33 protein-coding genes are annotated in these 20998 nt (G+C 42.7%); 31 read left to right on the top strand and 2 right to left on the bottom strand.

The window, feature by feature from the left end:
* The first annotated feature begins 580 nt into the window (after positions 1–580).
* The 31 genes from rplC (at position 581) to prfA (ending at position 18494) form a co-directional block, all read left to right on the top strand.
* On the top strand, positions 581–1219 hold the full coding sequence (gene rplC, locus ACIR131C_RS0103185) for a 50S ribosomal protein L3 (RefSeq protein WP_028085261.1): 639 nt from the start codon (positions 581–583) through the stop codon (positions 1217–1219).
* An 87-nt stretch (positions 1220–1306) separates the two neighbouring features.
* Complete coding sequence (rplD, locus tag ACIR131C_RS0103180) at positions 1307–1939, top strand: 50S ribosomal protein L4 (protein ID WP_028089030.1); 633 nt, start codon at positions 1307–1309, stop codon at positions 1937–1939.
* Positions 1932–2249: a 50S ribosomal protein L23 gene (locus ACIR131C_RS0103175; RefSeq protein WP_028089029.1), complete on the top strand. Its 318-nt coding sequence runs from the start codon at positions 1932–1934 to the stop codon at positions 2247–2249. Before rplD ends, ACIR131C_RS0103175 begins: the two co-directional genes overlap by 8 nt.
* Positions 2250–2340: 91 nt before the next feature.
* A complete protein-coding gene (gene rplB / locus ACIR131C_RS0103170) occupies positions 2341–3204 on the top strand; it encodes a 50S ribosomal protein L2 (RefSeq protein WP_028085258.1) in 864 nt (287 codons plus the stop codon).
* A gap of 145 nt (positions 3205–3349) precedes the next feature.
* Positions 3350–3628 (top strand): 30S ribosomal protein S19, encoded by a 279-nt coding sequence (gene rpsS, locus ACIR131C_RS0103165; protein ID WP_028085257.1) that lies wholly within the window; start codon positions 3350–3352, stop codon positions 3626–3628.
* An 11-nt stretch (positions 3629–3639) separates the two neighbouring features.
* A complete protein-coding gene (rplV, locus tag ACIR131C_RS0103160) occupies positions 3640–3999 on the top strand; it encodes a 50S ribosomal protein L22 (RefSeq protein ID WP_028089028.1) in 360 nt (119 codons plus the stop codon).
* Between the two features lie 57 nt (positions 4000–4056).
* Positions 4057–4848: a 30S ribosomal protein S3 gene (rpsC, locus tag ACIR131C_RS0103155; RefSeq protein WP_028089027.1), complete on the top strand. Its 792-nt coding sequence runs from the start codon at positions 4057–4059 to the stop codon at positions 4846–4848.
* A gap of 95 nt (positions 4849–4943) precedes the next feature.
* Positions 4944–5369 carry a 50S ribosomal protein L16 gene (gene rplP / locus ACIR131C_RS0103150; protein ID WP_028085254.1) on the top strand — a complete coding sequence of 142 codons (426 nt, stop codon included), beginning with the start codon at positions 4944–4946 and terminating at the stop codon, positions 5367–5369.
* A 3-nt stretch (positions 5370–5372) separates the two neighbouring features.
* A complete protein-coding gene (gene rpmC / locus ACIR131C_RS25000) occupies positions 5373–5600 on the top strand; it encodes a 50S ribosomal protein L29 (RefSeq protein WP_027402099.1) in 228 nt (75 codons plus the stop codon).
* Positions 5601–5606: 6 nt separating this feature from the next.
* Positions 5607–5858 (top strand): 30S ribosomal protein S17, encoded by a 252-nt coding sequence (gene rpsQ, locus ACIR131C_RS24995; protein WP_028085252.1) that lies wholly within the window; start codon positions 5607–5609, stop codon positions 5856–5858.
* 45 nt (positions 5859–5903) lie between these two features.
* Positions 5904–6272, top strand: a complete 369-nt coding sequence (gene rplN / locus ACIR131C_RS0103135; protein WP_028085251.1) for a 50S ribosomal protein L14 — start codon at positions 5904–5906, stop codon at positions 6270–6272.
* Positions 6272–6622, top strand: coding sequence for a 50S ribosomal protein L24 (gene rplX, locus ACIR131C_RS0103130; protein ID WP_028089026.1), 351 nt, complete (start codon positions 6272–6274; stop codon positions 6620–6622). The genes rplN and rplX overlap by 1 nt, the downstream gene beginning before the upstream one ends.
* Before the next feature lie 110 nt (positions 6623–6732).
* Positions 6733–7281 (top strand): 50S ribosomal protein L5, encoded by a 549-nt coding sequence (rplE, locus tag ACIR131C_RS0103125; protein ID WP_028085249.1) that lies wholly within the window; start codon positions 6733–6735, stop codon positions 7279–7281.
* 20 nt (positions 7282–7301) lie between these two features.
* A complete protein-coding gene (rpsH, locus tag ACIR131C_RS0103120) occupies positions 7302–7703 on the top strand; it encodes a 30S ribosomal protein S8 (RefSeq protein ID WP_028085248.1) in 402 nt (133 codons plus the stop codon).
* A gap of 94 nt (positions 7704–7797) precedes the next feature.
* Positions 7798–8346 carry a 50S ribosomal protein L6 gene (rplF, locus tag ACIR131C_RS0103115; RefSeq protein ID WP_028085247.1) on the top strand — a complete coding sequence of 183 codons (549 nt, stop codon included), beginning with the start codon at positions 7798–7800 and terminating at the stop codon, positions 8344–8346.
* Between the two features lie 2 nt (positions 8347–8348).
* A complete protein-coding gene (rplR, locus tag ACIR131C_RS0103110) occupies positions 8349–8711 on the top strand; it encodes a 50S ribosomal protein L18 (protein WP_028089025.1) in 363 nt (120 codons plus the stop codon).
* A 69-nt stretch (positions 8712–8780) separates the two neighbouring features.
* Positions 8781–9305 carry a 30S ribosomal protein S5 gene (rpsE, locus tag ACIR131C_RS0103105; RefSeq protein ID WP_028089024.1) on the top strand — a complete coding sequence of 175 codons (525 nt, stop codon included), beginning with the start codon at positions 8781–8783 and terminating at the stop codon, positions 9303–9305.
* A 57-nt stretch (positions 9306–9362) separates the two neighbouring features.
* On the top strand, positions 9363–9830 hold the full coding sequence (gene rplO, locus ACIR131C_RS0103100) for a 50S ribosomal protein L15 (RefSeq protein WP_028089023.1): 468 nt from the start codon (positions 9363–9365) through the stop codon (positions 9828–9830).
* Between the two features lie 92 nt (positions 9831–9922).
* Positions 9923–11236: a preprotein translocase subunit SecY gene (secY, locus tag ACIR131C_RS0103095; RefSeq protein ID WP_028089022.1), complete on the top strand. Its 1314-nt coding sequence runs from the start codon at positions 9923–9925 to the stop codon at positions 11234–11236.
* On the top strand, positions 11236–11790 hold the full coding sequence (locus ACIR131C_RS0103090) for an adenylate kinase (protein WP_028089021.1): 555 nt from the start codon (positions 11236–11238) through the stop codon (positions 11788–11790). The genes secY and ACIR131C_RS0103090 overlap by 1 nt, the downstream gene beginning before the upstream one ends.
* Before the next feature lie 196 nt (positions 11791–11986).
* A complete protein-coding gene (gene infA, locus ACIR131C_RS0103085; protein ID WP_006276978.1) occupies positions 11987–12211 on the top strand; it encodes a translation initiation factor IF-1 in 225 nt (74 codons plus the stop codon).
* Between the two features lie 111 nt (positions 12212–12322).
* The gene (gene rpmJ, locus ACIR131C_RS24255; protein ID WP_015079193.1) at positions 12323–12436 is read left to right on the top strand and encodes a 50S ribosomal protein L36; all 114 of its coding nucleotides are present in this window, start codon (positions 12323–12325) and stop codon (positions 12434–12436) included.
* 96 nt (positions 12437–12532) lie between these two features.
* A complete protein-coding gene (gene rpsM, locus ACIR131C_RS0103080) occupies positions 12533–12913 on the top strand; it encodes a 30S ribosomal protein S13 (protein WP_028089020.1) in 381 nt (126 codons plus the stop codon).
* Between the two features lie 54 nt (positions 12914–12967).
* On the top strand, positions 12968–13363 hold the full coding sequence (gene rpsK / locus ACIR131C_RS0103075; protein ID WP_028089019.1) for a 30S ribosomal protein S11: 396 nt from the start codon (positions 12968–12970) through the stop codon (positions 13361–13363).
* A 321-nt stretch (positions 13364–13684) separates the two neighbouring features.
* A complete protein-coding gene (locus ACIR131C_RS0103070) occupies positions 13685–14629 on the top strand; it encodes a DNA-directed RNA polymerase subunit alpha (protein ID WP_028085240.1) in 945 nt (314 codons plus the stop codon).
* A gap of 39 nt (positions 14630–14668) precedes the next feature.
* Complete coding sequence (gene rplQ / locus ACIR131C_RS0103065; RefSeq protein ID WP_028085239.1) at positions 14669–15019, top strand: 50S ribosomal protein L17; 351 nt, start codon at positions 14669–14671, stop codon at positions 15017–15019.
* Positions 15020–15124: 105 nt separating this feature from the next.
* On the top strand, positions 15125–15958 hold the full coding sequence (truA, locus tag ACIR131C_RS24990; protein WP_028089018.1) for a tRNA pseudouridine(38-40) synthase TruA: 834 nt from the start codon (positions 15125–15127) through the stop codon (positions 15956–15958).
* A gap of 27 nt (positions 15959–15985) precedes the next feature.
* Positions 15986–16441, top strand: a complete 456-nt coding sequence (gene rplM / locus ACIR131C_RS24985; RefSeq protein ID WP_028089017.1) for a 50S ribosomal protein L13 — start codon at positions 15986–15988, stop codon at positions 16439–16441.
* The gene (gene rpsI, locus ACIR131C_RS0103050; RefSeq protein WP_028089016.1) at positions 16441–16857 is read left to right on the top strand and encodes a 30S ribosomal protein S9; all 417 of its coding nucleotides are present in this window, start codon (positions 16441–16443) and stop codon (positions 16855–16857) included. The genes rplM and rpsI overlap by 1 nt, the downstream gene beginning before the upstream one ends.
* Positions 16858–17030: 173 nt before the next feature.
* Positions 17031–17267, top strand: a complete 237-nt coding sequence (gene rpmE / locus ACIR131C_RS0103045; protein ID WP_028089015.1) for a 50S ribosomal protein L31 — start codon at positions 17031–17033, stop codon at positions 17265–17267.
* Positions 17268–17393: 126 nt separating this feature from the next.
* A complete protein-coding gene (gene prfA, locus ACIR131C_RS0103040; protein ID WP_028089014.1) occupies positions 17394–18494 on the top strand; it encodes a peptide chain release factor 1 in 1101 nt (366 codons plus the stop codon).
* 45 nt (positions 18495–18539) lie between these two features.
* On the opposite strand, the gene ACIR131C_RS0103035 is transcribed toward prfA, so the two are convergent.
* Together ACIR131C_RS0103035 and ACIR131C_RS0103030 are read right to left on the bottom strand one after the other, a co-directional pair.
* Positions 18540–19040 (bottom strand): 2TM domain-containing protein, encoded by a 501-nt coding sequence (locus ACIR131C_RS0103035; RefSeq protein WP_028089013.1) that lies wholly within the window; start codon positions 19038–19040, stop codon positions 18540–18542.
* 391 nt (positions 19041–19431) lie between these two features.
* Complete coding sequence (locus ACIR131C_RS0103030) at positions 19432–20337, bottom strand: M48 family metallopeptidase (protein WP_028089012.1); 906 nt, start codon at positions 20335–20337, stop codon at positions 19432–19434.
* Positions 20338–20998: the final 661 nt, after the last annotated feature.

Here is a 20998-nt window from a genome sequence, read left to right as displayed (position 1 = left end):
TTAGTTCCCTCAGAAGAATAAATTAGCTGATTCAGACCAGAGACTGCTAAACTAAAAAAGCTTCAGGTCAAACCAAGAGCCAAAATCTTATTTAAGCTCCCACAGCAAATCACTCCCGTAAATCCTAAAAAATTAGGCCAGACCTCAAACAATAGTTTAAACTATTAAGAGAAGTAGTTCCTGAACAATAATGTTGGTTTTATGGCATTATGTTGATGGTCAGGAAACGGATACTGAGGGTCAATGACCACTTAAGTCCCACTACAACGGTAGAGTGCCAGAGCAACTGCTTGGACGAAAGCATTGCTGCACACAGCGCAAAGCAATCAAACCTCGCATTAGGTAGAAGTAACACCTTCTCAATAGGGTAGGAAACTATTCCTGTGATGGTGATTAGATTAGGTAAGTGAAAATAAACAAATTCACTAAAACAGAAAGGGCAAGAATTGTTGCGGCGCCAAAAATTTGCACTGCTTAACACCAGTTCAAATTTCTGAAGGTATAGTTTACCCTCAAGCAACCGTGACAAAACTTCCAATTCGATTTCCATTAGTCAAATTAGGAAGGAGAACCAGTAACTGTGTCTGTAGGTATTCTCGGCACCAAGCTGGGCATGACCCAAATCTTTGATGAAGAAGGAGTATCTATTCCTGTCACCGTCATCCAAGCAGGTCCATGCACCGTTACACAAGTTAAAACAAAACAGACCGACGGTTATGCAGCCATTCAAGTTGGTTATGGTGAAGTTAAACCCAAGGCACTGAACAGACCATTGTTGGGACATTTGGCTAAATCATCTGCCCCGGCTGTCCGTCATTTGAATGAATATCGCACTGATAGCGCTGGTGATTATGCTTTAGGTCAAGAAATTAAAGCAGACATTTTTAGTGCTGGTGAAATTGTAGATGTAGTTGGCACAAGTATCGGTCGCGGTTTTGCCGGCAACCAGAAGCGTAACAACTTCGGTCGTGGACCTATGTCCCACGGTTCTAAAAACCACAGAGCGCCAGGTTCTATTGGGGCTGGTACAACTCCAGGCCGTGTTTATCCTGGTAAAAGGATGGCAGGACGTTTAGGTGGTACTCGGGTCACAATTCGCAAACTGACAGTAGTAAGAGTAGATACAGAACGTAACTTAATCATCATTAAGGGAGCTATTCCTGGTAAACCAGGAGCTTTAGTGAACGTTCTCCCAGCAAAGAAAGTTGGTAAAAAATAGTCATGGGTCATTAGTCATTGGTCATTGGCAAAAAAAGACAACTGACAACTGACAACTGACAAAGGGCAACTGACAAAGGACACAAAGATGGTAGAGAGTGTAATTAAAAATTGGCAAGGAGAGCAAGTTGGCGAAACCAGCTTTGACTTACGAGTTGCCAAAGAAACAACAGCGGCGCATATCGTACACCGCGCCCTAGTCAGACAAATGACCAATTCTCGCCAGGGAACTGCCAGCACTAAAACTCGTGCCGAAGTTCGTGGTGGTGGTCGTAAACCCTGGCGGCAAAAAGGCACAGGCCGCGCCCGTGCAGGTTCTATCCGTTCACCATTATGGCGTGGTGGTGGTGTGATCTTTGGACCTAAGCCCAGAGACTTTAACCTACAAATGAACCGCAAAGAACGCCGTTTGGCATTGCGGACAGCCTTTATTAGTCGTGCTGAAGACTTAATAATTGTTGAGGAATTTAGCAACGAGTTACAACGTCCTAAAACAAAGGAACTCGTGGCCGCATTAGCTAGATGGGGCGCTGCACCAGAACAAAAAACACTGTTGATTTTGTCGGAAATTGCAGAAAACGTGCTTTTATCAGCCCGGAACATTGAAAACTTAAAACTGATTCCTGCTAACCAGTTAAACGTTTACGACTTACTCCATGCTGACAAAATTATCGTCACATCATCAACCATAGACAAGATTCAGGAGGTCTACAGTGTCTAAGCTAGTTGCTACCCGTGACCTACCCGATTTAGTGCGTCGCCCCATTCTTACCGAAAAAGCGACCATGCTCATGGAGCAAAACAAATATACATTTGAAGTAACTCCTAAGGCCACCAAACCACAAATCAGAGCCGCCATTGAAGACCTATTTGCAGTTAAGGTCGTCAAAGTCAATACTGCTATTCCTCCACGCAAGCAAAAACGTGTAGGTAGATTTATTGGTTATAAGCCCCAATATAAGCGAGCTATTGTCACCGTTGCTCCTGGGGACGAAGAAAAAATTAGAAAAGTTCTCTTCCCAGAAGTCTAGAAATTTTAGATTAGAGATTTGAGATCAGAAACAATCTAAAATCTAAAATCTAAAATCCAAAATTGATTAATCCAAAATTCAAAATTCAACTATGGGTACTCGTTCTTATCGCCCTTATACCCCCAGTACTCGCCAAGTTACAATCTCCGACTTTGCTGAAATTACCAAAACTGAGCCAGAAAAATCATTAACTGAATCAGTTCATCGTCCCAAAGGTCGGAACAATCAAGGGCGGATAACCAGCCGTCGTCGGGGTGGCGGACACAAACAACTTTACCGCATTATTGACTTTAAGCGAGATAAGCGGAATATACCTGCGACAGTTACAGCCATTGAATACGATCCTAACCGGAATGCGCGGATCGCTTTGTTATTGTACGAAGACGGCGAAAAACGTTACATTTTGCAACCCAATGGCATGACTGTAGGCACAAAAGTGATTGCAGGACCTGATTCTCCCATTGAAGATGGTAATGCTTTGCCACTGTCAAATATCCCCCTGGGTAGTAATGTTCACAACGTGGAAATGACTCCAGGTAAGGGCGGTCAAATCGTCCGTGCTGCTGGTGCAACAGCCCAAGTTGTCGCTAAAGAAGGTAACTATGTAACTTTGAAATTACCTTCAGGTGAAGTCCGCTTAATTCGCCGTGACTGCTACGCCACCATTGGCCAAGTCGGTAATACAGACGCGAGAAACCTGAGTGCTGGTAAAGCTGGACGGAATCGCTGGAAAGGCCGTCGTCCCAAGGTTAGAGGTAGCGTCATGAACCCTGTGGATCACCCCCATGGTGGTGGTGAGGGCAGAGCGCCTATCGGTAGGTCCGGTCCTGTAACACCTTGGGGTAAACCTACATTAGGTGCTAAGACCCGTAAGCGCAAAAAAGCCAGCACTAAGCTAATTATCCGTCGTCGCCGCAAATCCTCTAAACGTGGACGTGGTGGTCGTCAGTCCTAGAATTTTAGATTTTAAATTTTGGATTTTAGATTGGGTCTATTTTTAAGCTTTCAAAGTTTTTGAAGCCTAATATGGGACAGCTTAGTTATCCAAAATCCAAAATTCAGAAATTGAAAATCCAAAATCCAAAATCCAAAATTGCACTATGGGTCGTTCTTTAAAAAAAGGTCCTTTTATTGCTGATCATCTCCTCAAAAAAATTGAGAAGTTGAATGCAAAAAATGAAAAACAAGTGGTTAAAACCTGGTCGAGAGCTTCGACAATTTTACCCTTGATGGTAGGTCATACTATCGCCGTTCACAATGGACGGCAGCACGTTCCTGTATTTGTCAATGAACAAATGGTAGGTCATAAATTGGGAGAATTTGCTCCTACTCGTACCTACAGAGGTCATGGCAAAAGTGACAAAAAATCAGGGAGATAATCGCATAAATTATGGCAACTGATACTACTGAAGTGAAAGCGATCGCCCGTTATATACGCATTTCTCCCTATAAGGTGCGCCGTGTACTTGATCAAATTCGCGGGCGTTCCTACCGAGAAGCACTAATCATTCTCGAATTTATGCCCTATGGTGCTTGTGAACCAATATTAAAAGTTCTCAGAAGTGCCGCAGCTAATGCCGAGCATAATGCTGGACTAGACCGGGGTGACTTGGTAATTAGTCAAGCCTACGCTGATCAAGGTCCAGTGCTAAAACGGTTTCAACCCAGAGCGCAAGGTCGAGCTTACCAAATTCGTAAGCCAACTTGTCATATAACTGTTGCGGTTTCCGCCAGCGCTACTGCTGACTAAACAGCTATATAGGCACAAGAAAATTGCGTACAGTCAGAAATTTTAGAGGAAGCATTTGTGGGACAGAAAATTCATCCAGTCGGCTTTCGACTGGGTATAACACAAGAACACCAATCCCGTTGGTTTGCAGAACCTGACCGTTATCCAGAACTTCTACAAGAAGACTACAAACTCCGTCAATACATTGAACAAAAACTAGGTAGATACGCGCAAAATAACGCCGGTATTTCCGAAGTGAGAATCGAGCGCAAAGCCGACCAAATTGACCTAGAAGTGCGGACAGCCAGACCAGGTGTGGTTGTAGGTCGTGGTGGTCAAGGTATTGAATCATTACGGTTGGGACTGCAAGGGGCATTGGGTGGTAATCGCCAAATTCGCATTAACGTAGTCGAAATCCAACGAGTTGATGCTGATGCCTATCTAATTGCTGAATACATTGCCCAACAATTAGAACGTCGCGTTTCCTTCCGTCGAGTTGTCCGTCAAGCAATTCAACGGGCGCAAAGAGCAGGAGTACAAGGAATTAAAATCCAAGTCGGTGGTCGCCTCAACGGTGCAGAAATTGCCCGGACAGAGTGGACCCGTGAAGGCAGAGTTCCTCTCCATACCTTGCGTGCTGATATTGACTACTCTGGCTGCACAGCTAAGACAATTTACGGGATTCTCGGTATTAAGGTTTGGGTATTTAAAGGAGAAATTATTCCTGGTCAAGAACAGGCTCCCGTCCAACCAGCTAGAGAACGTGACCGTGACCGTGACCGTGACCGTGGAGACCGTGAACGCGAACCCCGTCGCCGGCAACAACAACGTCGCCGTCAACAGTTTGAAGACCGCTCTAATGAAGCCTAGTAATGGTCAAGAGGCAAGAGGCAAGAGGCAAGAGAAAAATCAATATCTCCCTATTACCTATTACCTAACAACTGACAACCGACAACTGACAAATCATGTTAAGTCCTAGAAGAACTAAATTCCGCAAACAACAACGCGGACGTATGGAAGGTCTGGCCAGCCGTGGCAGTACCCTCAACTTTGGGGACTTTGGACTCCAAGCCCAAGAACCATCTTGGATTACCTCACGGCAAATCGAGGCCTCACGTCGAGCAATGACTCGTTATATTCGCCGGGGTGGTAAAATCTGGATTCGGATTTTCCCAGACAAACCAATCACCATGCGTCCTGCTGAAACCCGGATGGGTTCTGGTAAAGGTAATCCAGAATTTTGGGTAGCCGTAGTCAAACCAGGCCGGATTATGTTTGAAATCGCTGGCGTTGCTGAAGAAATTGCCCGCGAAGCTATGCGCTTGGCTGACGCTAAGTTACCAATTAAGACCAAATTCATTGTACGCTCTCAACCACAGGAGCAGGAGTAGGTTATGCCTCTTCCCAAAATTGCGGAAGCTAGAGAACTAAATGACGAACGACTGGCTGAGGAAATTGTTGCCGTTAAAAGACAACTATTCCAGTTGCGCTTGCAAAAGGCCACCAGACAACTAGAAAAGCCTCACCAGTTCAAACACGCACGCCACCGACTCTCCCAATTGCTGACAGTAGAAGGAGAACGGAAACGGGCAGCAAGTCTTTCAGACCAAGAGCAAAAGTAGAAGATTATGGCAGTCAAAGAACGAGTTGGCTTGGTAGTGAGCGATAAAATGCAGAAAACTGTGGTAGTAGCCATAGAAAACCGCGCTCCTCACCCCAAGTACGGCAAAATCGTAGTTAAAACCCGCCGCTATAAAGTTCACGACGAAGAAAATACGTGCAAAATAGGCGACCGGGTGCGGATTCAAGAAACTAGACCCCTGAGCAAAACTAAGCGTTGGCAAGTTACGGAAATCCTGAACACCAAAGCTAAAGCGTAAACAGTTGTGTTATAAAATACAACAACCCCAAAAGAGAGACCAGTTGTGATTCAACCCCAATCTTATCTGAATGTCGCAGATAATAGCGGTGCTAAGAAACTAATGTGCATCCGCGTATTAGGTGCAGGTAACCGCCGTTATGGTGGCGTAGGTGATAGAATTATCGCCGTTGTTAAAGAGTCTTCACCCAACATGGCTGTGAAAAAGTCTGATGTTGTAGAAGCAGTAATTGTACGTACACGCAAGGCTATTAATCGGGACAGTGGCATGACCATCCGTTTCGATGATAACGCGGCAGTGATTATCAACAAAGAAGGTAATCCTAGAGGAACACGGGTATTTGGTCCGGTGGCTAGAGAACTGCGCGATAAAAACTTCACTAAAATTGTTTCTCTCGCTCCGGAGGTGCTGTAATGGCAAAGCAGCCACAACCCAAAGTTTTTTATAAAATGCACGTCAAAACTGGTGACACTGTGCAAGTCATCGCCGGCAAAGACAAAGGTAAAGTTGGTGAAGTGATTAAAGCACTACCACAACTGAGCAAAGTTCTTGTCAAAGGTGTCAACATAAAAACTAAGCACGTGAAACCCCAGCAAGAAGGGGAATCAGGGCAAATAGTCACGACTGAGTACCCCATTCATAGCTCTAATGTGATGCTCTATTCTACCAAACAAAATGTTGCCAGTCGCGTCTGCTACACTTTCACCGCCGAGGGTAAGAAAGTGAGAATGCTCAAAAAAACAGGTGAGATTCTTGATAAATAGTTATTAGTTATTAGTCATTCGTCATTAGTAAACAACAACTGACAACTGACAACTGACAACTGACAAAGAACTTTCCCTGACCAAGCCCAGGGAATATAAGGACAAACACTATGGCAACCACAAGACTCAAAACCGTATATCAAGAGACAATTACTCCCAAGTTGATTAGTCAGTTTCAATACACCAATGTACATCAAGTGCCAAAGGTGACTAAGATAACTGTAAATAGAGGTTTGGGAGAAGCTGCTCAAAACGCTAAATCACTAGAGGCATCCCTCAGCGAAATTGCCCTGATTACTGGACAAAAACCCGTAGTAACACGGGCAAAGAAAGCGATCGCAGGCTTTAAAATTCGTCAAGGTATGCCCGTGGGGATTATGGTGACACTCAGAGGCGAACGGATGTACGCCTTCTTAGATCGTCTGATTAACCTCACACTACCTAGAATTAGAGACTTTCGCGGTGTCAGCCCCAAAAGCTTTGACGGCCGTGGTAACTACACTCTAGGTGTGCGCGAACAGCTAATTTTTCCAGAAGTGGAATACGACAAAATTGACCAAGTCCGAGGTTTAGATATTTCTATTATCACCACGGCAAAAACCGACGAAGAGGGCCGCGCCTTATTAAAGGAAATGGGAATGCCCTTTCGTGATCAATAAGTTCATCTAAAGAGGGAACGATGGCGGCTAACGACACAATTGCAGATATGCTAACGCGCATCCGCAATGCCAATATGGCAAAACATCAAACTACGCAAGTACCAGCTACAAAGATGACTCGGAGTATTGCCAAGGTATTGCGGGAAGAAGGCTTTATTGCGGAAGTTGAAGAAGCAGGAGAAGGGGTAAAGCGTAACCTAGTTATTTCCCTGAAATACAAAGGTAAAAATCGCCAACCATTAATTACTGCCCTCAAGCGAGTCAGTAAACCCGGTTTACGAGTTTACTCCAACAAAAAAGAATTACCAAGAGTGCTAGGCGGTATCGGTATTGCCATTATTTCTACATCCAGTGGGATTATGACTGACCGCGAAGCACGCCGCCAAAATCTAGGCGGTGAAGTGCTTTGCCACGTTTGGTAATCGTCATTGGTCATTGGTCATTGGTCAGTGGCAAAACAACGAACAACTGACAAGTGACAACTAACAACTGACAATAGACAAAGAACAAAAAATCATGTCTCGTATTGGTAAACGTCCAATTACCGTCCCCGCCAAAGTTCAAGTGGCGATTGATGGTGTCAAAGTAGTGGTAAAGGGTCCTAAAGGTGAACTTTCCCGACAACTACCTAACAATGTCATCGTCTCCCAAGAAGGAGAAACATTGCTAGTTACCCGTCGTGATGAAACCCGGACCTCTAGACAAATGCACGGTTTGAGCCGCACCCTAGTGGCCAACATGGTAGAGGGAGTATCCCAGGGTTTTCAACGTCGCTTGGAAATCCAAGGGGTCGGTTATCGCGCTCAAATTCAAGGGCGTAACCTAGTTTTAAACATGGGTTATAGCCATCAAGTCCAAATTGAACCACCAGAGGGAATTCAATTTGCGGTAGAAGGTACTACTAATGTCATAGTCAGTGGCTATGACAAGGAAATTGTCGGCAACACAGCCGCGAAAATTCGCGCCGTTCGTCCACCTGAACCCTATAAAGGCAAAGGTATTCGCTATGCCGGTGAAGTGGTCAGACGCAAAGCTGGTAAGACTGGTAAGGGTGGTAAGAAGTAAATATGAAACTTACTCGTAGAGAATCAAAACAGCGTCGTCATCGGCGCGTTCGTGGTAAGGTTAACGGTTCGGCCGAACGTCCCCGTCTGGCTATATTCCGATCTAATGAGCATATTTACGCTCAGGTGATTGATGATACCAAACAAGAAACTATAGTAGCGGCATCAACCGTAGAACCAGAATTAAAATCCAATATCGCTTCTGGTGCTAATTGTGAAGCATCAGTGCAAGTTGGTAAATTAGTAGCCGTACGCGCCCTAGAGAAAGGCATCACTAAGGTCGTTTTTGACCGGGGTGGCAACCTCTATCATGGTCGCATTAAAGCCCTAGCCGAGGCGGCACGCGAGGCTGGTTTAGATTTCTAAGTCCGTCAGTAGTCAGTAGCAACTGACAACTGACAACTGACAACTGACAACTAAAAGAGAACATTGATTATGGTAACCGGTCGTCGTAAAGCAAGCCGTGCGAAAAAAGAAGAAACCAACTGGCAAGAGCGAGTTATCCAAATCCGCCGGGTGAGTAAAGTCGTCAAAGGTGGTAAAAAACTTAGCTTCCGCGCCATTGTCGTCGTCGGTAATGAACGTGGACAAGTTGGAGTCGGAGTTGGCAAGGCCTCAGATGTAATTGGTGCAGTGAAAAAGGGTGTCGCTGATGGTAAAAAACATCTAATTGACATCCCGATCACTAAATCCAATTCTATTCCTCACCCCATTGATGGTATTGGTGGTGGAGCTAAAGTCATGATGCGTCCAGCCGCACCAGGTACAGGCGTAATTGCCGGGGGTGCTGTACGGACTGTATTGGAGTTAGCAGGAATACGTAATATTCTGGCTAAACAATTAGGTTCAAACAATCCCTTGAACAACGCTAGAGCCGCAGTTAACGCTCTATCTACCCTGCGGACATTAAGTGAAGTTGCTGAAGATCGCGGTATCGCCATTGAGAAACTCTATATTTAGTCGCCCTTTGTATCAGATTCTCAATCTCAAATCTCAAATCTAAAATCCCCAATCACAATGAGACTGAACGATGTTAAGCCTCAAAAAGGCTCGAAAAAACGCCGTAAGCGCGTAGGTAGAGGTATTTCTGCTGGACAAGGCGCTAGTGCTGGTCTAGGGATGCGTGGTCAAAAATCCCGTTCTGGGAGTGGCACAAGACCAGGTTTTGAAGGTGGTCAACAGCCATTGTACCGCCGGATACCTAAACTCAAGGGATTCCCTCTCGTTAATCGGAAGACTTACACGATCATTAATGTAGAGAAGTTAAATGGTTTACCTGCTAACTCAGAAGTAACTCTGGAATCTTTAAAAGAGGCTGGTATTTTAACCGCTGCTAAGGGTCCATTGAAAATTTTGGGAAATGGGGAATTAAATGTTCCTCTCCAGGTAAAAGCCGCTGCTTTCACAGGCCAAGCTCGTACCAAAATTGAAGCTGCTGGTGGGAGTTGTGATAGCGTATCGTGGCGTAAAGCCACAGCTGCATAAAAGATGAAGGATGTGGGATGAAGTACAAAAGATCAAACACCTCATACTTCACACCTCATACTTCACACCTCATACTTAAAAGGTAAAACTCTATGATCAGTCGAGACAAAGCCCCAACGGCTCAAGAAACTTTTATGCAAATGGCGCAAGCAGCCGGACTGAGAGGTAGGCTGCTTGTTACCGTAGGTATTTTAATTTTAGTTCGTCTGGGCATCTTTTTACCTGTACCAGGAATTGATAGACCTAAGTTTGCTGAAGCTATATCGGGCAATAATTCCATCTTCGGCTTGTTGGATATATTCTCTGGACGAGGACTCTCTACTTTGGGGGTCTTTGCTTTGGGGATTTTGCCCTTTATTAATGCTTCCATTATCATCCAATTGCTCACCGCCGCTCTGCCCTCTTTAGAAAATTTACAGAAAAATGAAGGGGAAGCAGGTCGGCGGAAAATATCACAAATTACCCGCTATGTGACTGTAGGTTGGGCAATTATTCAAAGTGTGGCTTTTTCGGCATTATTCCTCCAACAATTCGCCCTCAACCCAGGTCCGATATTTGTGGCAGAAACGGCAATTGCTCTCACTGCTGGTTCAATGTTCGTGATGTGGGCATCAGAACTAATTACGGAACGGGGTATTGGTAATGGTGCATCTTTGCTGATTTTTGTCAACATTGTTGCTTCTTTACCCAAGGCTCTCGGTGATACCATTGACTTGGTACAGGTGGGTGGACGGGAAATTGTCGGCCGTGTCATTGTTCTTGTACTAGTTTTTATGCTCACTATTGTGGGTATTGTGTTCGTACAAGAGGGTATGCGCCGCATCCCTATTATTTCTGCCCGTCGTCAAGTGGGTAGAAAGGTTTTAGCAGAACAGCGCAGTTATTTACCCCTACGTCTTAATTCTGGGGGGGTAATGCCAATTATTTTCGCAGCAGCAATCCTAAGTTTGCCGCTTTTAATCGCCAATTTTACTAAAAATCCCGAATTAGCAAACATTGTTAATACTTACCTGAGTCCTGGTGGTTCTGCACCTTGGGTATATGCCCTCGTTTACTTAATTTCCATTGTTTTCTTTAGTTACTTCTACTCTTCGTTGATTCTCAACCCTGTAGATGTGGCTCAGAATTTGAAAAAAATGGGTTCTAGCATTCCCGGTATTCGTCCCGGTAAGGCTACTAGTGAGTATATTGAACGGGTGACAAATCGCCTCACTTTTTTAGGTGCTATCTTTTTGGGTTTGGTGGCAATTATTCCTACCGCAGTGGAAAGTGCTTTGAAAGTACCAACTTTTAAGGGGCTAGGTGCAACATCTTTGTTAATCTTGGTCGGCGTGGCAATTGATACTGCTAAACAAATTCAAACTTATGTTATATCTCAGCGATATGAAGGAATGGTGAAACAATAGTGACGCGATTAATCTTCTTGGGACCACCGGGAGCAGGTAAAGGAACTCAAGCTAAAATCTTGGCTGAATTTTTACAGATTCCCCATATTTCTACAGGTGACATTTTACGCCAAGCTATTCAGGAGAAAACAGATTTGGGTATCCAAGCCCAAGCTTATATGGATAAAGGCGAATTAGTCCCCGATAAATTAGTAGAAGATATGGTTGAGGAACGTCTGAAAAAATCAGATACTAAATCAGGTTGGATTTTAGACGGCTTTCCCCGTAAAGTTACACAGGCAGAGTTTTTGGCCAAATTACTCGAAAATTTAGGACAGGGTGGTGAAAAAGTAGTCAATCTGGATGCACCAGATGAAATTGTTGTGGGTCGCTTACTCGGACGCGGACGCAAAGATGATACTCAGGAGGTGATTCGTCGCCGCCTAGAGGTTTATCGTGATGATACTGCACCCTTGATTAATTACTACAGCCAGCGGGAAAAAATCCTCACCGTCAACGGTAATCAGTCCCAAGAAGAAGTTTTTTCTGCCTTGAAGAATATCATAGCTGCTTAGAGGCAATCAGGGGCTGGAGCGGTAGCGATAAAAAACCCAATTTTTTTAGCCTATTATCTCTCCCCTATCTTCCAAGCCAGGCGCAAGTCAATTTTAGCTAAGATATATTAATAAACCTGTTGATATTTTTCTCTAACTGTGTTCTCTATGCCCATGCTACAAGAACAATAGGAGATTGTTGAGTTGAGGAAAAAACTTGTCTAAGCAAGATCTAATTGAAATGGAAGGGACTGTCACCGAATCTTTGCCTAATGCAATGTTTCGTGTTGACTTAGATAACGGCTTTAATGTCCTAGCACACATTTCTGGGAAAATTCGCCGTAATTACATTAAGATCTTACCTGGCGATCGCGTCAAAGTTGAATTAACGCCCTACGACTTAACCAAAGGTAGAATCACCTATCGTCTGCGGAAGAAATAAATCTATGTCGAGAATTCTACCATAAATCAATTGGTCTTTTTCTAGTTACATAACTGAAATATTTCTTCTAGAAATGCTATAATCTACTATTTGGAGTCAAATTTAAAAGGCATGAAAGTCAGAGCCTCAGTTAAGAAGATTTGTGAGAAATGTAGCGTGATCAAGCGTCGTGGTCGCGTTATGGTGATTTGTGAAAATCCCAAACACAAACAACGTCAGGGATAGATCCAAATCTATCAAAGTTGAAAACGGGACTAAAGGCTTGAGGCCAGATCACGTTTTACTAACTGCAATTACGAAAACAATAGGGAGAAATTCATTGTGGCACGCATTGCCGGAGTAGACCTTCCCCGCGATAAGCGCGTTGAAATCGGTCTAACATACATTTACGGAATTGGTTTAACTAGATCACATCAAATTCTCGCGGCTACTGGTGTAAATCCAGATACCCGCGTCAAAGACCTAAGTGATGCTGATGTCACAGCCCTCAGAGGCGAAATCGAAAGCAACTATCAAGTTGAAGGGGATTTACGTCGTTTAGAAGGGCTAAATATTAAGCGTCTAGTTGATATCGGCTGTTACAGAGGTCGTAGACACCGCATGGGCTTACCTGTACGGGGACAAAGAACTCGGACCAACGCCAGAACCAGACGTGGTAGAAGACAGACAGTTGCTGGGAAGAAAAAAGCTCCTGGTAAATAATTTTTCTGAACTTGCGGCTATGGGCAAGTTGTACCTTAAATTTACTCAACAAATATGGCCAGACAACCAACCAAAAAAACCGGGAGCAAAAAACAGAAACGGAACGTTCCCAACGGCATTGCCTACATTCAATCTACTTTCAACAATAGCATTGTCACGATTACCGATCAAAAAGGAGATGTCATCTCCTGGGCAAGTGCTGGTTCTAGTGGATTTAAAGGGGCAAAAAAAGGAACTCCCTTTGCGGCACAAACCGCTGCTGAAAGCGCGGCTAGACGAGCCACAGACCAAGGAATGCGGCAAATCGAAGTTATGGTTAGTGGACCTGGTGCCGGCAGAGAAACTGCTATTCGGGCGCTCCAAGGTGCAGGACTGGAAATTACACTCATTCGGGATATTACCCCAATTCCCCACAACGGTTGCCGTCCACCCAAGCGCCGTCGAGTTTAAACAAAACTATTTTGGCACGAAAGCCTGTAGGTTGAAGCTCGGGAAAATAATCAGCAATACCCTGTATGGCTGGTAATTTTGAACTATTTTCCCCAAGGGAGTACCTATGCAATTTAGACCCATGGGGTAAATAAGTTCGCGTCAAAAAGCGATAATCAGCTTTTCCCCCAGGTTGATCAACTTTGTGGAAACCAAAAACAATACCTGTAGGCTAAATTAAGATATCAAATTTAGGCGATAATTGCCAACCGTCAATTGTCAACTGGAAAACGAGGCAATTAATTTACCTTCTAGCAGCACCTTAAAAAGGGAGGCTACTCCATGGCGCAGTTTCAAATTGAATGTGTAGAATCTAATGCTGAGGAAAGTCGGAGCTATTACAGCAAGTTTGTTCTCGAACCTCTAGAGCGAGGACAAGGAACAACTGTTGGTAATGCGTTGCGACGGGTGTTACTTTCTAATTTAGAAGGAACATCAGTAACAGCAGTGAGAATTGCTGGTGTCACTCATGAGTTTGCAACAGTTCCGGGTGTACGGGAAGATGTACTGGAAATTCTCATGCGAATGAAGGATGTCATTCTCAAGAGTTATTCCGCTCAACCCCAAATTGGTCGCTTAGTCGTGAATGGACCTGCTACGGTAACGGTGGCACATTTCGACTTACCTAGCGAAGTAGAAGTGATTGACCCAACCCAGTATATCGCCACCGTCGCTGAAGGTGGAAAACTGGAAATGGAATTTCGCATTGAGAGAGGCAAAGGTTATCGCACTGTAGAACGAGGCAGAGAAGAAGCCACATCTTTGGATTTTCTGCAAATTGACTCAGTGTTTATGCCTGTACGGAAGGTCAACTATAGTGTGGAAGAAGCTCGTGGCGATGGTTCTTTGAAAGACCGACTCCTGTTGGAGGTATGGACTAATGGTAGCATCTCTCCCCAAGAGGCACTATCATCAGCCGCCGGTATTTTGGTAGATTTATTCAACCCTTTGAAAGATATCTCCCTAGAACTAACGGATATAGGTTCAGACTACCCAGATGACCCCACAGCCCAAATCCCAATTGAAGAGTTACAGTTGTCTGTAAGAGCTTACAACTGTCTAAAACGCGCCCAAGTCAATTCTGTAGCGGACTTATTGGATTATACCCAAGAAGACCTTTTAGAAATCAAAAACTTTGGTCAAAAGTCAGCAGAAGAAGTAGTAGAAGCTCTACAGCGACGCTTGGGTATTACCCTGGCTCCAGAAAGAAGCTCCAAAAGTAGCTAAAGCAAAACTCAATAAATAAAACTTCATTAGTGCATTATTATGCGTCATCGTTGCCGAGTAAAACAACTTAGTAAGCCAGCAGACCAACGTCGCGCTCTCCTCAGAGCTTTGACAACAGAGTTGGTACGCCATGGTCGGATTACTACAACTTTAATCAGAGCTAAAGTTGTCCGCAGTAAGGTAGATAAAATGATCACTTTAGCAAAAGATGGTTCTCTAGCAGCCCGTCGTGAAGCTTTAGGTTATATCTACGACAAAACCCTGGTTCATGCACTATTCGAGCAAGCTCCTACTCGGTATGCTAACCGTCAAGGAGGCTATACTCGTATTCTCCATACCGTACCCCGTCGCGGTGATCATGCTCAAATGGCGATTATTGAACTAGTTTAAGGTTATTGGTTATTAGTCATTGGTCATTGGTCATTAGTCAGTAGCCAAGAAAAACCACTGACAACTGACAATTGACAACTGACAACTGACAACTGACAAACAACTATGTTAGAAAGCCGCCAGCATTATCCCACTCAGCGAGTAGCCTTAGTTATTCAGTATCTAGGTACTCATTTTCACGGCTGGCAAAGACAAAAAGGACAGCGCACTGTCCAAGAAGAGATAGAAACAGCTATAGCTACTGTTTTAGGGTATCATGTAGCACTCCACGGCGCAGGTAGAACTGATTCTGGAGTCCATGCCGCCGCTCAAGTCGCTCATTTTCAAGCTACAGGTTTAATTCCCGCACATAAGTGGGCAAAAGTTATTAACAGCTATTTGCCCCCGGATGTATTGATTAGGGCATCAGCAGCTGTAAGTGAAAGTTGGCACGCTCGTTTTAGCGCAGTTTACCGACGATATCGCTACACGATATACACCGAAGAATTACCGAATTTATTCGTAAAACCCTTCAGTTGGCATTATTATTATGCAGCCTTAGATGAATCCTTAATGACATCTGCCCTCCAACCACTGCTGGGAAAACACCATTTATCTGCCTTTGAGCGGGCTGGGTCGGTGCGATCGCATTCCTGGGTAGAAATACAAGCAGTAGAATGTCGTCGTAGCGAATCCTTTATCCATATTGAAATTCAAGCGAATGGATTTTTATATGGCATGGTAAGGCTGTTAATAGGCATGATAGTAGAAGTAGGTTCTAGACAACGGACAGTAGAGAATTTCACCGAAATTTGGCAACAAGAACGGCGAGAAGAAGTGAAATATTCTGCACCCGCTCACGGACTATGCTTATTGAGAGTCGGTTATCCCGATTTTCCCTTTCCACCAAAAATATGGTATGACACCCAACCATACTTAGTCATGAATAATGACAACTGACAACTGACAAAGGACAAAGGACAAAAAATGAGTAGTAAAACCTACCTTCCCCCTCAAGCATCTCTTGAGCGTGATTGGTACTTAGTAGACGCTACAGATAAGCGTCTGGGAAGACTAGCCAGCGAAGTCGCTATGATTCTCAGAGGGAAGAAAAAAGCCGAATATACTCCCCATTTAGATACAGGGGATTTTGTGATTATTATCAATGCTGAGAAAGTAGCAGTTACAGGTAAAAAGCGCACCCAAAAACTTTACCGTCGTCATTCTGGCCGTCCCGGTGGCATGAAAACAGAAACCTTCGCTAAGTTGCAACAGCGCTTACCAGAAAGAATCCTCGAACACGCCATTAAGGGTATGTTACCTAAAAACAGTTTGGGCAAACAATTATTTACCAAACTAAAAGTCTATGCCGGACCTACCCACCCTCATGCAGCACAACAACCTAAAGAAATCACCATTAGTACAATTCCTGGAGAAAATTAATGCAGGTAGCAGAAGTTAATAGCGGTCGCGCCGTTTACTGGGGTACTGGTCGTCGTAAATCATCAGTCGCCAGAGTTCGTCTAGTTCCTGGTGCGGGTAAAATGACTGTTAATGGTAAGGATGGAGAATTGTATTTCCAATTCAATCAGAACTATTTAGGAGCTATTAAAGCACCTTTAGAAACATTGGGGTTGGAAAATGAATACGACATCGTTGTTAAAGCTGAAGGTGGTGGCTTAACTGGACAAGCTGATTCTATCCGTCTAGGAGTAGCCCGTGCTTTATGTGAGCTTGACCCGGATAACCGTTCACCTCTGAAAACAGAAGGGTATTTAACTCGTGACCCACGAGCTAAAGAACGGAAGAAATACGGTTTACATAAAGCCCGCAAAGCACCTCAATACTCCAAACGTTAATCACTTTTGGATTTTGGATTTGGGGTTTTTCTCCACCAGCGCAGCAATATATATTGTCTATGAGGGGATAATAGAGATATATAATAGCAAGGCATAGTCTAAGTCCTGGGATTTATCTCACAATCTAAAATCTAAAGTGTCAAAATTTATATAGATTCACAAGACAAAAAACAATGGCTAAACCTGATATTCACCCTCAATGGTATCCAGACGCTAAAGTCTACTGTAATGGTCAAGTAGTTATGACCATTGGCTCTACTAAGCCTGAACTCCACGTAGATGTTTGGTCTGGAAATCACCCCTTTTACACTGGTACTCAGAAAATGATTGATACTGAAGGCCGTGTAGAACGCTTTCTCCGTAAATATGGTATGTCCAGCGCTCAAACTGGTGACGATAATCAAAAGTAGCGGGTTGGCTATAGCTGTTTAAGCGAGTGCATGGCGGAAGCCATAGACGACCCCGCACAGCGCTGGGTCGCTTCTCATTTTATGCTTGAGCCAACTTGTTATTTTTTAGGAGCATTTATAGTCATCATGGCAGAATTATACTTACTGGAGAAACTTAAATCCGTTGAACAAACCTTTAATGAATTAACACGCCGTTTAGCTGATCCTGATACCGCTAGTAATCCTGATGAGTATCAAAAAATTGCTAAGTCTCGTTCTTCTTTGGAAGAGGTAGTTAATACCTATGAAACTTGGAAAACAGCCCAGGATGAATTGGTAGGGTCCCGTCAAATACTCAAAGAGTCTAATAGTGACCCAGAGTTGCATGAAATGGCCGCATTGGAAGTTAGCGAACTAGAAGAAAAGCTAGAATATTTAGAAAGTCGCTTAAAGGTATTGCTGTTACCCCGTGACCCCAACGATGATAAAAACATTATGTTGGAAATCCGCGCTGGTACGGGTGGTGACGAAGCAAGTATCTGGGCAGGAGATTTGATGCGAATGTATTCCCGGTATGCTGATACCCAAGGTTGGAAGGTGAAGTTAGTCAGCGAGTCCTTTGGGGAAATGGGCGGTTATAAAGAGGTAATTCTAGAAATTCAAGGTGATAGTGTTTATAGTAAACTCAAGTTTGAATCTGGTGTACATCGTGTACAGCGCGTACCAGCAACGGAATCTGGGGGAAGGGTTCACACTTCTACCGCTACTATAGCGATTATGCCGGAAGTGGATGAAGTGGAAGTCCATATTGATCCGAAAGATATTGAAATGAGTACAGCCCGTTCTGGTGGTGCGGGTGGACAAAACGTGAATAAGGTGGAAACAGCCGCTGACTTATTTCACAAACCTACAGGTATTCGTATTTTCTGTACAGAAGAACGTAGTCAGTTACAGAATAAAGAACGGGCGATGCAAATTCTCCGGGCTAAATTGTATGAATTAAAACTGCGAGAACAACAGGATGCTGTAACTTCCATGCGGAGATCCCAAGTAGGTACAGGTTCTCGTTCGGAAAAGATTCGTACCTACAATTATAAAGATAATCGGGTGACTGACCACCGTTTAGGTCAAAATTTTGGCCTTAATCCTGTCTTGGAGGGTGATATAGAAACCGTGATACAGTCTTGTATATCTCAAGACCAACAAGAACGGTTAGCAGAATTAGCCGCCTCCGGTTCTAGCAGCTAACTATCACAGGAAACAGGAAAAATAGATACTTAACTGTTCTCAGGTTTAAGGGCTAAATACCTTAAACCACTTATTTAAAACTGTATTAATTGTTTGTTTAATTTGATGGTTGCGATTCCATCTTTGAAAAGCGATTTCGTAATCTTCACCTTTAGTTTGAAAAGTATTCCAAATATCTAAAGATATGGCTAATGCAGAAGCGACTAAGATATAAACTGACCAAGAAATACCGCCACTTAGGGAATCCATGGCTAGGAAAAAAATGTTAATAATTGCGTAATTTCCGAGACGTTTTTTCAATTTACTGCGACGATAAAGATTAAAAGCTTGACGCTGTTCGACTTCGCTTTGTTTAACCAACCAATCTCGTTCCGCTTGTTGGAGATTATCAGGTGATATTTGTAACTCTTTAGCAATTTCCAATATCTGTTGATAGGAAAATTCTTGATTATTTTCATTGACTTGACGAGAAATCGCTAATTGTAGGATTTGCTGTACATCCTCTTGAGTATAGGAACGCAGGGTATGAGAATTAAATTCTGTCATAATTCTTGCTCAAATAAACGTTTTCATAGAGAACCACACTACCATCAGCAATATTGGTACTACTTCCAGGTTAGCAAATTTAAATCTATTCTGGTTTAGTTCTTTCCTGTGTGTTCTAGAGTGCTATTTGTGGTTAGATGAAGATTTGAAGAATAATTAACCGCAGATTAACGCAGATGAACACTGATGAATTTATAATTTTGTACAGTTTTGTATAAAATTGGCTTGAGATAACTCCATAAACAAGATGAACTACTTGCAGCAGATTAATCACTGACGATATAGTTCATCGTTGTATTGCCTTTTTCCAATTACCAATTACCCATTACCAGCCTCAACAGATATGATAAGTGTTCAACCGGACATGATATAACAGCAATACCCAGTTAAATTACCAAGAATTTAAAAAATTCCATCCTTCTTTTTCTCCTGTTTCGGGTATTTCTCCTGTTTCGGGTGTGTTCATATTTTCATCTTCAATTAAATGATTATATGCTCCCGAATCAACCCATTTTAATAATTCACCAGTTCGCATCACTAACCAAGAAAGATGAGATTCTGAATAGCTTAATATTTTCGTAACTTGATCTAGATTATCAACACTATTAGCAGTAAATTCGCGGGATTGAATCAGGAAATCTTCGATGACATTAGGGGTTAAATACTCTTCTGGTAAACCCGCAAGTTTCATTAATGCGGTAGTTGCAACATCAATATTTTGACAAGCTAATAAACCTGCACGGTCTGCTGTAAATTTTGCCATCATTACCCAATTATATAACGCTAATTCCACACCACTAGCGATTAATCCTCCTAATCCTAATGTGGTACTACTTAACCATACTTTCAATGCCGGCATGACAATTGATATTTGATGATAAATCATATGTTGACTTTTAATTCTAGCAATTTCGTATCCAAAAATAAATAGTAATTCATCATAGTTTAACCATTCCATTGCTTCAATATTAATCCCAATAATAGGTTTTTCTACGCCAATAATATAGGTTTTAATATGTCCTGTGCCTCGAAACAAATACAGTTCAGGAATAGTCGTCACATCTAGAATTTGACAAGCTTCTAACAATGGTTGATATAATTGAGGAAAATTCCGAGGTGTAACTCTGATTTCACTAGCAATACTTTGTAATCTCAGTAAACGATCAATACCATATTCATTGACTTTTTTCAGTAAAGGAGAAATACCGGGCATATTTTGTAAAGAAGCCAAAGCTTTCCGATCAAAAGGGTGTTCGTAAACTGTAGAACTGATTCCAGTTAATATTTTTCTGGTCATAGATAGTGAGTTAATTTGGTAATATTATTAATATAATTAAATTATATAGCTACTCTAGACGAAAGTTAAAAAAATCCCCTTCAAAATCCAAATATATTCGTAGGTTGGGTTGAGTAATGAAACCCAACATTTTTGAGTTCTCATCTAAATGTTTTGTTGCTCATGTATATTTTACATACTATACTCTGTAAAAATTTTTAGCCAGAATTTCTTCTATTCTAACTTGACTTTGTGATTTTACCAGAGCGATCGCTTCTAAAAAAATCCCTTCTAAAAAAACTCTGATCATCTCCAAAAATTCTCAGAAGCATTCACAGCAGTTCCTATCCCAGTAGCCATTAACTCCAAGTCTCATCACAACCTGCTAAATACGTTCATTGCTTACCTTAATGAACTTGAGTATATTGAAAGTAATTTACATAGAGACAGTAATAATCCACTACCTTAGAAATATTTAGCTAAATTTTACACATTATAAGCGCTAGTGATATCTTTTCATAAATCATCATAATTGTGCCATAAAAATCTATCTAAAGATAGATGACAATAGTTGTTTTGTTTTTTGGTGCCAAAATTACTTATCAACTCATGAAGTAATGTTAATTTACATGAATTAAGTACCTAAATGAATACACCTTTAGGTAGAATTAAGAGTGTCAGG

Origin of the sequence: Dolichospermum circinale AWQC131C, from assembly GCF_000426905.1 — a bacterium.
In the GTDB taxonomy this organism is placed as follows: Bacteria; Cyanobacteriota; Cyanobacteriia; order Cyanobacteriales; family Nostocaceae; genus Dolichospermum; species Dolichospermum circinale.
Note: the sequence above shows the minus strand (reverse complement) of the source record. Positions and strands in the feature narration are given on the sequence as shown.